The organism is Inhella proteolytica, from assembly GCF_016093275.1.
GTDB classification, from domain to species: Bacteria; Pseudomonadota; Gammaproteobacteria; order Burkholderiales; family Burkholderiaceae_C; genus Inhella; species Inhella proteolytica.
This window is the reverse complement of the sequence record NZ_JAEDAK010000004.1, coordinates 211,285-223,482: the sequence shown is the minus strand read 5'-3', so window position 1 is coordinate 223,482 and position 12,198 is coordinate 211,285. Positions and strand designations below refer to the sequence as shown.

General features: G+C 70.6%; 9 protein-coding genes. 5 read left to right on the top strand and 4 right to left on the bottom strand.

Going from position 1 to position 12,198, the window contains the following annotated elements; all coding sequences use genetic code 11:
* Window positions 1–12 precede the first annotated feature (12 nt).
* Window positions 13–495 (bottom strand): Lrp/AsnC ligand binding domain-containing protein, encoded by a 483-nt coding sequence (locus I7X39_RS07880; RefSeq protein ID WP_198110429.1) that lies wholly within the window; start codon window positions 493–495, stop codon window positions 13–15.
* 90 nt (window positions 496–585) lie between these two features.
* On the opposite strand from I7X39_RS07880, the gene I7X39_RS07875 reads away from it, so the two are divergent.
* Window positions 586–4,095 (top strand): L-glutamate gamma-semialdehyde dehydrogenase, encoded by a 3,510-nt coding sequence (locus tag I7X39_RS07875; protein ID WP_445666931.1) that lies wholly within the window; start codon window positions 586–588, stop codon window positions 4,093–4,095.
* On the opposite strand, the gene I7X39_RS07870 is transcribed toward I7X39_RS07875, so the two are convergent.
* The gene (locus I7X39_RS07870) at window positions 4,096–5,022 is read right to left on the bottom strand and encodes an MBL fold metallo-hydrolase (protein ID WP_198110428.1); all 927 of its coding nucleotides are present in this window, start codon (window positions 5,020–5,022) and stop codon (window positions 4,096–4,098) included. It lies immediately after the preceding gene.
* 105 nt (window positions 5,023–5,127) lie between these two features.
* Between I7X39_RS07870 and gshA the strand changes: the two genes are divergently transcribed.
* From gshA to I7X39_RS07855, 3 genes are all read left to right on the top strand, one after another.
* Entirely contained in the window at window positions 5,128–6,636 is a 1,509-nt protein-coding gene (gshA, locus tag I7X39_RS07865) for a glutamate--cysteine ligase (RefSeq protein ID WP_198110427.1), read from the top strand.
* A gap of 103 nt (window positions 6,637–6,739) precedes the next feature.
* Complete coding sequence (locus I7X39_RS07860; protein WP_232351809.1) at window positions 6,740–8,764, top strand: DUF1800 domain-containing protein; 2,025 nt, start codon at window positions 6,740–6,742, stop codon at window positions 8,762–8,764.
* A gap of 10 nt (window positions 8,765–8,774) precedes the next feature.
* On the top strand, window positions 8,775–10,157 hold the full coding sequence (locus I7X39_RS07855) for a DUF1501 domain-containing protein (protein ID WP_198110426.1): 1,383 nt from the start codon (window positions 8,775–8,777) through the stop codon (window positions 10,155–10,157).
* Here the strand turns inward: I7X39_RS07855 and I7X39_RS07850 are convergent.
* Complete coding sequence (locus tag I7X39_RS07850; RefSeq protein WP_198110425.1) at window positions 10,145–10,786, bottom strand: DUF4254 domain-containing protein; 642 nt, start codon at window positions 10,784–10,786, stop codon at window positions 10,145–10,147. The genes I7X39_RS07855 and I7X39_RS07850 overlap by 13 nt on opposite strands.
* Window positions 10,787–10,860: 74 nt before the next feature.
* On the opposite strand from I7X39_RS07850, the gene I7X39_RS07845 reads away from it, so the two are divergent.
* On the top strand, window positions 10,861–11,817 hold the full coding sequence (locus tag I7X39_RS07845) for a glycosyltransferase family 9 protein (RefSeq protein ID WP_198110424.1): 957 nt from the start codon (window positions 10,861–10,863) through the stop codon (window positions 11,815–11,817).
* Here I7X39_RS07845 and I7X39_RS07840 read toward each other — a convergent pair whose 3' ends face one another.
* A complete protein-coding gene (locus I7X39_RS07840) occupies window positions 11,818–12,198 on the bottom strand; it encodes a hypothetical protein (protein WP_198110423.1) in 381 nt (126 codons plus the stop codon).

Below are 12,198 nucleotides of genomic sequence, written 5' to 3'. Positions count from 1 at the left end.
GGGGATCGGCGCTCACACCCGCACCCCCAACTCGCACTTCACCTCCTCCATCACCACATAGGTGCGCGTCTCCCGCACCCCCGGCAGGCTCCAGATGCCGGTGCCGATGAAGCTGCGGTAGGCCGCCATGTCGGCCACGCGGGTCTTCAGCAGGTAGTCGAAGCCACCGGCCACGAGGTGGCACTCCAGGATCTCGGGCCGGGCCTGCACGGCGGCCTTGAAGGTGTCCATCACGTCGTGCACGGTGCGGTCGAGCAGCACCTCCACGAACACCATCAGCGCGGCTCCCAGCTTCTCGGGGTTCAGCTGGGCGCGGTAGCCGAGGATGAAGCCCTCGCGCTGCAGGCGCTTGACGCGCTCATGCACGCTGCTGGCGCTCAGGTGCACGGCCTCGGCCAGCTTCTGGTGGGTGATGCGGGCGTCTTCCTGCAGCACGCGCAGGATGCGCAGGTCGATGCGGTCGAGGCCTTCGGGCGGGGTGGCGTCCAGGTCCATGGTCGGGTTCCATTCGGCGGATGGCGCGATTCTCCGCAACCTTTCCGGAACTCGCCGGCCTACAGTGCCAGGATCTTCAGGAGACACCCCATGAGCACCCTGCCCGAGATCCAGCGCCTGCCCGAGCCCTATCGCGATGAGAACGCCGCCGTGGCTGCCCTGGTGGCCGAGCTGGCCGGCACCCAGGCCGGCTGGGCCCAGGTGATTGCGCAGGCCGGCCCCTGGGTCGAGCAGGTGCGCGACAACCCCGCGCCCTTCTGGGCGATGGAATCGCTGCTGCGCGAGTACCCGATCACCCGCCCCGAGGGCCTGGCCCTGATGCGCCTGGCCGAGGCCCTGCTGCGCGTGCCCGATGCCGAGACGGCCATCGCACTGACGGCCGACCAGCTCGGCCGCGCCGACTTCGACGCCGCCGGCGATGGCCCGCACAAGATGCTCAGCAGCCTGAGCGCCGCCGCCATCAGCCTGTCGAAGAAGTTCCTGCCCGGTGAGGACAGCGGTGGTCTGCTGGGCCGCATGGGCAGCAAGACGGTGGTGGCCGCCACGGTGCGCGCCATCCAGCTGCTGGGCCGGCAGTTCGTGCTGGGCCGCAACATCGACGAGGCCCAGGGCGAGGCGGCCTCGGCCCGCAAGGAGCTGCCGCAGCTGACCTTCAGCTACGACATGCTGGGCGAGGGCGCGCGCACCGAACACGATGCCGAGCGCTACCTGGCCAGCTACCGCAATGCCATCGCGCGCATCGCCGCGCGCTTCCCTGGCGGCCGCGCGCCCAGCCCGATGGGCAGCGACGGCATCTCGATCAAGCTCAGCGCCCTGTTCACCCGCTACGAGGTGCTGCAGCGCGAACGCGTGTTCGCCACCCTGGTGCCGCGCGTGCGCGGCCTGGTGGACGCTGCGGCGGCCGCGAACATGAACCTGACCATCGACGCCGAGGAGGTGGACCGCCTGGAGCTGAGCCTGGACGTGTTCGAGGCCCTGGCCCAGCACATCGCCGCCCAGCATCCGCAGTGGCAGGGCTTTGGCCTGGCCGTGCAGGCCTACCAGACACGCGCCCGCGCCGTCATCGACGCGGTGGCCGCCGTCGCCCGCAAGTACGGCCTGAAGTTCATGGTGCGCCTGGTCAAGGGCGCCTACTGGGACGGCGAGATCAAGCGCGCGCAGGAACTGGGCCTGGAGCATTACCCGGTGTTCACGCACAAGGCGCACACCGATGTGTCCTACCTCGCCTGCGCCCAGGCCCTGCTGGCCTGCAAGGATGTGATCTACCCGCAGTTCGCCAGCCACAACGCCGGCACCATCGCCGCCATCCTGCAGATGGCCAAGGCCGCTGGTGCGCCCTACGAGATGCAGCGCCTGCACGGCATGGGCGAGGGCATCTACCGCGAGGTGCTGAAGGACAAGAACACGCCCTGCCGCGTCTACGCCCCGGTGGGCGAGCACCGCGACCTGCTGGCCTACCTGGTGCGCCGCCTGCTGGAGAACGGCGCCAATTCCAGCTTCGTGCACCAGCTGGCCGACCCGCAGGTGGCCGTGCCCGAACTGCTGGGCTGCCCGCTGGACGATGTGCGCCCCGCGCCCACGCAGCCGCTGCCGCTGAACCTCTACAAGGCCGCCGGCGAGAGCCGCGCCAACAGCCGCGGCGCGGACCTGGCCTCGCCCACCCAGCGTGCGCCCTTCACGGCCGCCGTGCAGGCCTGCCAGGTGCCCGCGGTGCCCGTGGCCACGGGTGAAGACGTGCAGGCCGCGATGGCGCGCCTGCAGGCCGGCTTTGCAGGTTGGTCCGCCACGCCGGTGGCGCAGCGCGCCGCCGTGCTGCGCCGCGCCGCCGATGCGATGGAAGCCGAGCTGGTGCCGCTGTGCGCCCTGCTGGTGAAGGAGGCCCACAAGACCCTGGCCGACTGCATTGCCGAGGTGCGCGAGGCCGTGGACTTCCTGCGCTACTACGCCGACGAGGCCGAGCTGGCGGGGGACGCCGCCATGCAGGGCCGCGGCGTGTTCGTCTGCATCTCGCCCTGGAACTTCCCACTCGCCATCTTTGCCGGCCAGGTGGTGGCCGCGCTGGTGGCGGGCAACAGCGTGGCCGCCAAGCCGGCCGAGCAGACCCCGGCGGTGGCCGTGGAAGCGGTGCGCATCCTGCACGCCGCCGGCGTGCCGGCGGATGCGCTGCAGCTGCTGAACGGCACCGGTGAGACCGTGGGCGCCGCGCTGGTGGCCCACCCGGCCACGGCGGGCGTGTGCTTCACCGGCAGCACGCAAGTCGCCAAGATCATCCAGAAGACCCTGGCCGCGTCCAGCGAGCCCAAGGTGCTGATCGCCGAGACCGGCGGCCTGAACGCCATGCTGGTCGATTCGACCGCGCTGCCCGAGCAGGTGGTGGACGCCGTGGTGCAGAGCGCCTTCCGCTCCGCCGGCCAGCGCTGCTCGGCATTGAGATTGCTGTGCGTGCATGAATCGGTGGCCGATGGCGTGATCGAGATGATCAAGGGCGCACTCTCCGAGCTGCGCGTGGGCGACCCGAGCAAGCTCGAAACCGATGTCGGCCCGCTGATCGACGCCGAGGCCTTTGCCGGCATCAGCGCCAATGTGGAGCGCCTGCGCCGCGAGGCCCAGCTGATTGCCGAAGGCGGCAAGCACGACCCACAGGTGGCCAATCTGGTGGCCCCCATCGCCTTCGAGGTGAAGGACATCGCCGAGCTCAAGACCGAGATCTTCGGCCCCGTGCTGCATGTGCTGCGCTGGGGCGGCGCGCCCGAGGCCGTCATCGAAAAGATCAACGGCCTGGGCTATGGCCTGACGATGGGCATCCAGACCCGCATCGACACCCGCGCCGAGAAGCTGGCCGAGGCCGCGCGCATCGGCAACGTCTACGTGAACCGCAACATCATTGGCGCGGTGGTCGGCGTGCAGCCCTTTGGTGGCGAAGGCCTCAGCGGTACCGGCCCCAAAGCCGGCGGCCCGAACTACCTGTGGCGCTTCGTGCGCCCGAGCTTCGTGCCCACGCGTGCCGCGGCCGCCTCGGCCCTGCCCGAGGCCCTGGCGCAGCGCCTGCGCACCCTGCAGGCCGCGCTGCCCGACCAGGCCGCCCTGCTGGCCCAGGCCGCGCCGCGCCTGCTCACCCTGGCCCTGCCCGGCCCCACCGGCGAGCGCAACGAGCTGCGCCTGCATGCGCGCGGCCATGTCGTCGGTTTCGTGAACGGCGACGGCTGGCGCCCCGCCCTGGCCCTGGCCCTGCTGGCCGGCAACGAGGTGACCCTGGTGGGCGCCGCCGCCCAACTGAAGAGCGCCTGCGCGCTGCGCCAGCAGCTGCAAAGCCAGGGCGTGGGCGACTGGCTGGCCTGCCAGGAGCACGAGCCCACCGAGTGGGCGCAATGGGCCAAGACGGCCGCCTTCGACGCCACCTTCACCGCCGGTCTGGACAGCGCCCAGACCGCCGCGCTGCTGGCGGCGCTGGCCGCGCGCCACGGCGCCATCGTGCCCCTGGTGACACCGGACGAGGCCCAGCAGGCCCAGCAGGTCTACCGCTTCGCGGCGGAGCAGACGCTGACCGTCAACACCGCGGCGGCGGGCGGCAATGCGGCGCTGCTGGCGGGCCTGAGCTGATCAGGGGCGGGGCGCGGGCACCCGCTTGCGTCCTTCGCGCTCGGCCAGGGCGTCGCGCACATTGGGCGCGGCCAGGCCCTTGAAGTAGGCCCAGGCGGCGTACCGCGCGCGCAGTGCCTCCAGGGCCGCGGCGCTGCGCGTCTCTTCGGGCCCCTGGGCATCGGCCACGGCCTGGTCCAGCGCGTCCAGGTAGCCGGCGAACTCGCGCAGGTCCTGCGCGCTGGCCACGCCGCCATGGCCGGGCACGAAGCGAGTCTGCTCGCCCATCACGCCCAGGGTCTCCAGTGTGGCGCGCCACTGCACCAGGTTGGCGTCGATCAGGTTCGGGATGGAGCGCCGCCACAGCAGGTCGCCCAGGAACATCACCTGGGCGTCGGGCACCCAGACCACGGTGTCCCCGCCGGTGTGGCCGAGGCGGTGCTGCAGTTCCACGCGCCGGCCGCCCAGGTCCAGGCTCATGCGTTCGTTGAAGGTGAGCTGCGGTTGCAGCAGCTGCGCCACCTGCTCCTTCTGCTCGGCGCTGGCCTGTTCTCCCCCCAGCAGGCGCAGGTTCTCCGGCTGCACCCAGCCGGGCACGTTGCGCTGCGCCAGCACGGTGGCGCCGGCCTCGGCGAACAGGCGGTTGCCGGCCACATGGTCGATGTGGTGGTGGGTGTTGACGAGGTAGCGGATCGGCAGATCGGTGAGCTTGCGCACCGCATCGAGCAGGGCGCGGCTGGCGGGCTCGCGGTACAGGGTGTCCACCACCAGCACGGTGCGGTTGCCGATGACGATGCCGGCGTTGGAGCCCGCGCGGCCGCCCTGGTCGATGGCGGCGTAGACGCCGGGCGCCAGCTGCTGCAGTTCGAACGCGGGCTGGGCGAGCTGGGCCCGAACCGCCAGGTGAGACAGCAGGAGGCCGAGGACGAGCAGCAATCGGTACGTCATCGGGCCAGCATAAAACCCAAGCACTTGTGCTGGCAGGGCCACCCACCCGGGTGGTAGAACCCCGCAATCAGCGGCTCGCTCCGCTCCCCGCTTCAGGATCCCCCCATGACGAACGACAACCTGCTCGCGCCCGAGCGCCTGCGTGGCATGCGCCGCGGCATCGAGAAAGAAAGCCTGCGCGTGCTGGCCGGCAACGGCCTGGCACTGACGCCGCACCCGATTGCGCTGGGCTCGGCGCTGACGCACCCGCACATCACCACCGACTTCAGCGAGTCGCAGTTGGAACTCATCACCGGCGTGCATGCTGATGCCGAGTCCTGTCTGCGCGAGCTGACCGAACTGCACCAGTTCGTCTACCGCGCCATCGGCGAGGAGCGCCTGTGGGTCTCCAGCATGCCCTGCGGCCTGCCCACCGATGAAACCATCCCGATCGGCCGCTACGGCACCTCGAACATCGGGCGCGCCAAATCGGTCTACCGCGCCGGCCTGGGCCACCGCTATGGCAAGCGCATGCAGACGATCTCGGGCATCCACTACAACTGGTCGCTGCCCGGCCTCAGCAGCGCCGAGTACTTCGCGCTGATCCGCAACTTCCGCCGCGAGAGCTTCGTGCTGCTGCTGCTGTTTGGGGCCTCGCCCGCGGTGTGCGGCAGTTTCGTGGAGGGGCGTGACCATGGCCTGCAGCCGCTCTCGGCCGAGCATCCGCATACCCTGCACCTGCCGCATGCCACCTCGCTGCGCATGGGGCGCCTGGGTTACCAGAGCGATGCCCAGGCCAGCCTGGCGGTCAGCTACAACTGCCTGGACAGCTACGCCGCCTCGCTGCAAGGCGCGCTGACGCAGCCCTATGCGCCGTACGAGCGCATTGGCGTGCGCAATCTGGGCGGCGAGTACAACCAGCTCGGCACCAGCCTGCTGCAGATCGAGAACGAGTTCTACAGCTCGATCCGGCCCAAGCGCGTCATCCGCCCGGGCGAGCGCCCGCTGCATGCGCTGCGCGAGCGCGGGGTCGAGTACGTCGAGGTGCGCTTGATGGACCTGGACCCCTTCGAGGACGTGGGCATCGCCGCGGCCACGATGCGCGTCATCGACGTCTTCCTGCTGCACTGCCTGCAGAGCGACAGCCCCGCCGACACGCCCGAGGAGATCGCCGCGCTGGCGCGCAACCAACAGCTCACCGCCTCGCGCGGGCGCGAGCCCGGGCTGGAGTTGGAGCGCGCCGGTGGCCGCGTGAAGCTGACGGACTGGGCCGCCGAGATCCTGGAAGGCTGCGCGCCGATCGCCCGCCAGATGGACGCCGCGCTGGGTGGCAGCGCCTACGCCGAAGCGCTGGCCCAGGCGCAGGCTGCGCTGCAATCCCCCGACAGCCTGCCCTCGGCGCGCGCCCTGGCTGGTGCGCGCGAGCACGGCTCCTTCACCCGTTTCACCAGCGCCTGCAGCGAGCGCGCCCGCCAGCAGGTGCTGGACCTGCCGATGGACCCGGCGGTGCAGCAGCGCCTGCTGCAGCAGGCGGCCGATTCGGTGGCCGAGCAGTGCCGCATCGAAGTAGCCGACCAGGAGCCCTTCGAGGCGTTCCGCCAGCGCTATCTGGACCCAGCGACGCTCGGCGTGTAAGCAGGCGTTTGTAAAGCCGCGTGAAGGGCGGCAAAGCTACGCCAAGCGTGGCTGCGCTCGATGACATCCTCGTCATACTGAGGTCTCCTCGCCCGGAGGCCTCATGGACCACAACCTGCTCACGGACGCCCCACCGTCCGCCCCCCAAACCCTTGTGCCCCAAGCCCCGGTGGCGCCCACGCCCTGGCTGGGCGCCGCCACAGCGGCCGCCCTGCTGAGCGCTTGCGGCGGCGGCAGCGAGACCGAGCCCCCCGCCGAACTGCTGAACACCGCGCAGGCGCAAGACCGCCGCCAGATCCTGGGCGCCCCCGTCACCGGCGAGGGCAGCTTCAGCGGCGGTGGGGCGGCCGCGGCCAGCACCCCGCCCACCCCCACGGCCACCCAGCTGATGGACTGGGCCGAGCGCGTCTACGGTGGCTTCTTCCCGCCGCACCAGGCCGACCTAAGCTGGGACGGCTACACCTACCGCTACTACGCCAGCACGCAGAACTATTTGGGTGTGAAGGGCGGGCGCGTCTACATCCTCGGACCGGTGTCCGGTGGGGGGCTGGGTGATGTGGGCGCGCTGAGCGACTTTGGCGCCCGCGTGTTCGCCAGCACGGCACCCTATTCGGACTTCGACGCCGCGCGCTTTCTGGCCCAGGCCACGCTGGGCTACACGGAAGCCGACATCGCCACCCTGCGCGCCACCGGATACGCCGCCTGGCTGACGACCGAGATGGCCAAGGTGCCCTCCGCCAGCAACTGGAGCTGGCTCCTCGGCAAGGGCATCGACCAGGGCGACCGCAACATCGCCACTGGGGTGGACTCGCAGATCTGGCAGCGCCTGATGACCGCCCCCGATGGCTTGCGCCAGCGCATGGCGCTGGCGCTTTCCGAGATCCTGGTGGTGGGCTTTGACGGCGTCACCGGCCCCTGGAAGCAGTTCCAGCTCGCCGCCTGGTGGGACCTGCTGGCCACGAACGCCTTTGGCAACTACCGCAGCCTGCTGGAGGCGGTGACGCTGAACGCCGCGATGGGCCGCTACCTCAACACCGCCGGCAACCAGAAGGAGAACGCCGCCACCGGCCGACTGCCCGACGAGAACTACGCCCGCGAGGTGCTGCAGCTGTTCTCCATCGGCCTGTACGAGCTGAACCTGGACGGCACGCCCAAGCTCAATGCCCAGGGCCAGCCCATCGAGACCTACACGCAGGACATGGTGACCCAGCTGGCGCGCGTGTTCACCGGCTGGAACCTGGACCTGCCGCGCGGCGACACCAGCCCAGAGTTCGCGCGCAAGCCCATGGTGCTGACGGAATCGTTGCACAGCACGCTCGCTGCCAGCTTCTTGGGCACCACCGTGGCCGCCGGCACCCCGGGCCGCACGGCGCTCACGCAGGCGCTGGATGCCATCGCCGCGCATCCCAACGTCGGCCCCTTCCTGGCCAAGCAGCTGATCCAGCGCTTCGTCACGAGCAACCCCAGCCCCGCCTATGTGGCGCGAGTGGCGGCCGTGTTCAACAACAACGGCAGCGGCGTGCGCGGCGATCTGGGTGCCACCCTGCGCGCCCTGCTGCTGGACGACGAGGCGCGCGACCCCGCCAAGCTCATCGACCCCGGCTGGGGCAAGCAGCGCGAGCCCATGCTGCGTGCCATCCAATGGGCGCGCAGCTTCAAGGCCAGCTCCACCAGCGGCAACTGGGATCTGGGCAACACCTCGGACCCTTCGCGTTCGCTCGGCCAGAGCCCCCTGCGCAGCCCCTCGGTCTTCAACTACTTCCGCCCCGGCTATGTGCCGGCCGGCACGGCGGTGGCCACGGCCGGCCTGGTGGCGCCGGAGTTCCAGCTCACCAACGAAACCAGCGTGGCCGGTTATCTGAATGCGCTGCAGACCATGGTGGGCAGCGGCCACCGAGATGTGAAGCCCAACTATGTGAGCGAGCTCGCGCTGGCCAGCGATGCCAATGCCCTGCTGGACCGGCTGAACCTGCTGCTCTGCGCCGGCCAACTCACCGCCGGTACGCGCAGCACCATCCTGAACGCGGTGAACAGCATCTCGGCCAGCACCGACACCGGCAAGGCCAACCGCGTCTACGCCGCCGTCATGCTCGTCATGGCCAGCCTCGACTATCTGATTCAGAAATAAGGAGCCGGCCATGAGCAACTCCATCGACCTGGCGCGCCGCGCCTTCCTGCGCCGTGCCGCCCTCACCGGCGTGGCCGGCGCCGCCGCCCCTTGGGCGCTGAACCTCTCGCTGATCGGCGAGGCCGCCGCGGCCACCAACCCGAACGACTACAAGGCCTTGGTCTGCGTGTTCCTGTACGGCGGCAACGACCATGGCAACACCCTGATCCCGGCCGACAGCACGAACTACGCCAAGTACGCCGGCATCCGCAGCAACCTGGCCGTGCCGCAGGCCGAGCTGGCCCCCACCACCTTGACGCCGGCCAGCGCCCTACCCGGCGGCATGCAGCTGGCCCTGCACCCCTCGCTCGCGCCGCTCAAAACCCTGTGGGACCAGGGCCGCCTGGCCGCGCAGCTGAACGTCGGCCCGCTGCTGCAGCCCACCACCCTGGCGCAGTACAACGCCCGCTCGGTGCCGCTGCCGCCCAAGCTGTTTTCGCACAACGACCAGCAGTCGATCTGGCAATCCGACCTGCCCGAGGGCGCGCTCTCCGGCTGGGGCGGGCGCATCGGCGACCTGATGCTCAGCGGCAATGGCGGCTCGGTGTTCAGCTGCATCTCCGTCACCGGCAACTCGGTCTTCCTGAGCGGTCAGCAGGCGGTGCAGTACCAGATGGGCACGAATGGCGCGGTGGCCATCAACGGCATCGCGCGCAGCCTGTTCGGCTCCAGCACCGCGCAGTCCGCCCTGCGCAGCCTGATCACCGCGCAGAGCAGCCATCTCTTCGAGGCCGAGTACAGCAAGGTCACCAAGCGCTCGATCGACGCCGAGGCCCAAGTGACGAGCGCGCTGGCCGGCCTGCCCGAGTTGGCCACGCAGTTCGATGCCAACAGCTCGCTCTCGAACCAGCTGAAGATGGTGGCGCGCATGATTGCCGCACGCTCCAGCTTCGGGGTCTCGCGCCAGGTCTTCATGGTTTCGCTGGGCGGCTTCGACCTGCACGACAACCTGAGCGAGAACCACCCCGGCCTGCTCGCCCAGGTGGCCAATGGCCTGGTGAGCTTCCAGGCGGCGATGCAGGAGCTCGGTGTGGCCAACCAGGTCACGGCCTTCACCGCTTCGGACTTCGGCCGCACGCTTTCCATCAACGGCGATGGCTCCGACCACGGCTGGGGCGGCCACCACTTCGTGCTCGGCGGCGCCGTCAAGGGCGGGCGCTACTTCGGTACGGCCCCGGCGGTGGCGGTGAACGGGCCGGACGACGTGGGCCAGGGCCGACTGCTGCCCTCGACCTCGGTCGATCAGCTGGCCGGCACGCTGGCGAGCTGGCTGGGCGTCAGTGCCAGCGACCTGCCGCTGGTGGTGCCGAACATCGCCGCGTTCAGCCAGCGGGACCTCGGCTATTTCGTCTGAGCTTCCGCCACGAGCGCCGGGTTGAAGCGCGCGTCGTTGTACATCTTGAACTGGCGGTAGACCTTGAAGTAGGCGCGGCCGGCCTGGGCGTCGGCCAGCAGGGCGTCGAAGCAAGCGGCCAGGTCCTGGCGCTGTTCTTCCAGGCGCGCCAGGCGGGCGCTGCAGCTGGCGCGGTGGGCCGCGTCCACGTCCTGGCGCTCGGTCTGCTGGCGCATGGCGCGGCACTTCAGGGCCATGATGGACAGCCGGTCCAGCATGCTGCCGGCGGTCTCGCTGTTCAGGCGTGCGCCCGCGGGTACCTGGCTGCGCGGGGTGTCGCTGCCCACCGTGGCCGGGTCCACCAGGCCCAGGGCCAAGAGCAGCAGTTCGTCCACGCGCTCGGTGGCGTCGTTGCGGGCCTGGTTGAAGCCGTCGATGGCGCGCTTGTTGGCGGCGATCTCGGCCTCCGCCACCTGGGTGCGGCGCGCCAGGTCTTCTTCGGCCCAGAGCAGGCAGTTGAAGCGGTGGTTGGTGCGGATCCAGTGCAGCAGCGGGTCCGTCAGCTCGGGGCCTGCATGGGCGGGCCAGTCGGCGCGGGCCAGGGCCTCGTCGTGTAGGGTCAGGATCTCGGCGGAGGTCGGGAGCGTCATCAGAGGAAGTCTTTCAGGGGCGGGGTGCCAGAATCGCGCGCCTTGCATTGTCTCGAACCGCGGTACTGGCCTGAATGTCGACTCCCCGCCCCTTGATCGTGCGCCTGCGCAACTGGGTGGGCGATGTGCTGCTGGGCCTGCCCGCGCTGGAGCGCCTGCAGGCGGCCGGCTACGAGCTGCATCTGGTGGGCAAGCCCTGGGCCGCCGAGCTGCTGGCAGGCCATGGCTGGCCGGTGCACAAGCAGCCCAAGAGCCTGCGCGAGCGTGTGGCCCTGCTGCGCCGCCTGCGCCACGAGCTGCGCCAGCGCGACCCGGGCTTTGACGGCCGCATCAACGCCGTCGCCTTCCCCTATTCCTTCGGCAGCGCACTGGACATGCGCCTGGCCGGTCTGCGCGCCATCGGCCACAACCGTGAGGCGCGCGGCTGGCTGCTCGGCCGTTCGGTGCCGCGGCCCGATCGGCACGAGCTGGAGGTGTACTGGCACCTGGCCAGCGCCCTGCTGGGCCAGGACGCGCCGCTGCCCGAACGCCTGGGCCTGCAGGTGGCGCCGCGCCACCACGAGGCCGCCGAGGCCCTGTGCGCGCAGCATGGGCTGCCGGCCGGCGGCTTCATCGTCATCTGCCCCTTTGCCGGTGGCACCTTCGCGGGCCAGAACAAGGTCTGGCCGGACTTCCCGGCCTTTGCGGCCGATGAGCTGCAGGGCCTGGGCCTGCCGGTGTTGATCTGCCCCGGCCCGGGCGAGGAAGAGGAAGCGCGCACGCAGTACCCCCAGGCCCTGTGCCTGGAGCGCGTGAACCTGGGTGTGCTGGCGGCGCTGCTGCAGCGCGCGGCGCTGCTGGTCAGCAACGACACCGGCCCCGGCCATCTGGCCGCGGCGGTGGAAGCACCGCTGCTGTCGGTGCTAGGCCCTACCGACCCCGCGCTGTGGCGCGCCTGGGGCCCCACGGTGCACATCGTGCAGGGGCCCGGCCAGGTGTGGCCGGCGCGCGCCGCGGTGCGCGCCCAGGCCGTGGAACTGCTCGCGCGCTGATCAGGTGGGAGTGGGCACGCCGTTCATGCGGTCGTGCTTGACGAAGTACTGGCGCGCCAGCGCCACCAGCTGCTTGTCGCTGAGCTGGTCCACCGACTCATAGCCCACCACCTGCCCCACCTGCTGCGGGCGGTGCTTTTCCAGGTAATGGCGGAAGTCCGACTGCGCGGTGCGCGAGCCGGTCACCAGCACCTCGGTGATGCCCTGCAGGGCGGCGCAGACCTCGGCAAAGAACTCGTGCTCGCTGCGCACCGCGCTGCCATGCTGCTTGGTGTGGTGGCTGTGCGCGCGCAGGCGCTCGGCCTCGACATGGTCGGCATCGAACTGCAGCAGCTTGGCTTCGTGGTGGTCGAGCCAAAGAACGGCGTGGAACAGGGACAT

What these genes read in the sequence shown, in the direction of transcription:
- I7X39_RS07840 (WP_198110423.1), bottom strand. Translation starts at nt 12,198, where the DNA reads ATGTCCCTGTTCCACGCCGTTCTTTGGCTCGACCACCACGAAGCCAAG.
- I7X39_RS07880 (WP_198110429.1), bottom strand. Translation starts at nt 495, where the DNA reads ATGGACCTGGACGCCACCCCGCCCGAAGGCCTCGACCGCATCGACCTG.
- I7X39_RS07860 (WP_232351809.1), top strand. Translation starts at nt 6,740, where the DNA reads ATGGACCACAACCTGCTCACGGACGCCCCACCGTCCGCCCCCCAAACC.
- gshA (WP_198110427.1), top strand. Translation starts at nt 5,128, where the DNA reads ATGACGAACGACAACCTGCTCGCGCCCGAGCGCCTGCGTGGCATGCGC.
- I7X39_RS07875 (WP_445666931.1), top strand. Translation starts at nt 586, where the DNA reads ATGAGCACCCTGCCCGAGATCCAGCGCCTGCCCGAGCCCTATCGCGAT.
- I7X39_RS07870 (WP_198110428.1), bottom strand. Translation starts at nt 5,022, where the DNA reads ATGACGTACCGATTGCTGCTCGTCCTCGGCCTCCTGCTGTCTCACCTG.
- I7X39_RS07855 (WP_198110426.1), top strand. Translation starts at nt 8,775, where the DNA reads ATGAGCAACTCCATCGACCTGGCGCGCCGCGCCTTCCTGCGCCGTGCC.
- I7X39_RS07850 (WP_198110425.1), bottom strand. Translation starts at nt 10,786, where the DNA reads ATGACGCTCCCGACCTCCGCCGAGATCCTGACCCTACACGACGAGGCC.
- I7X39_RS07845 (WP_198110424.1), top strand. Translation starts at nt 10,861, where the DNA reads ATGTCGACTCCCCGCCCCTTGATCGTGCGCCTGCGCAACTGGGTGGGC.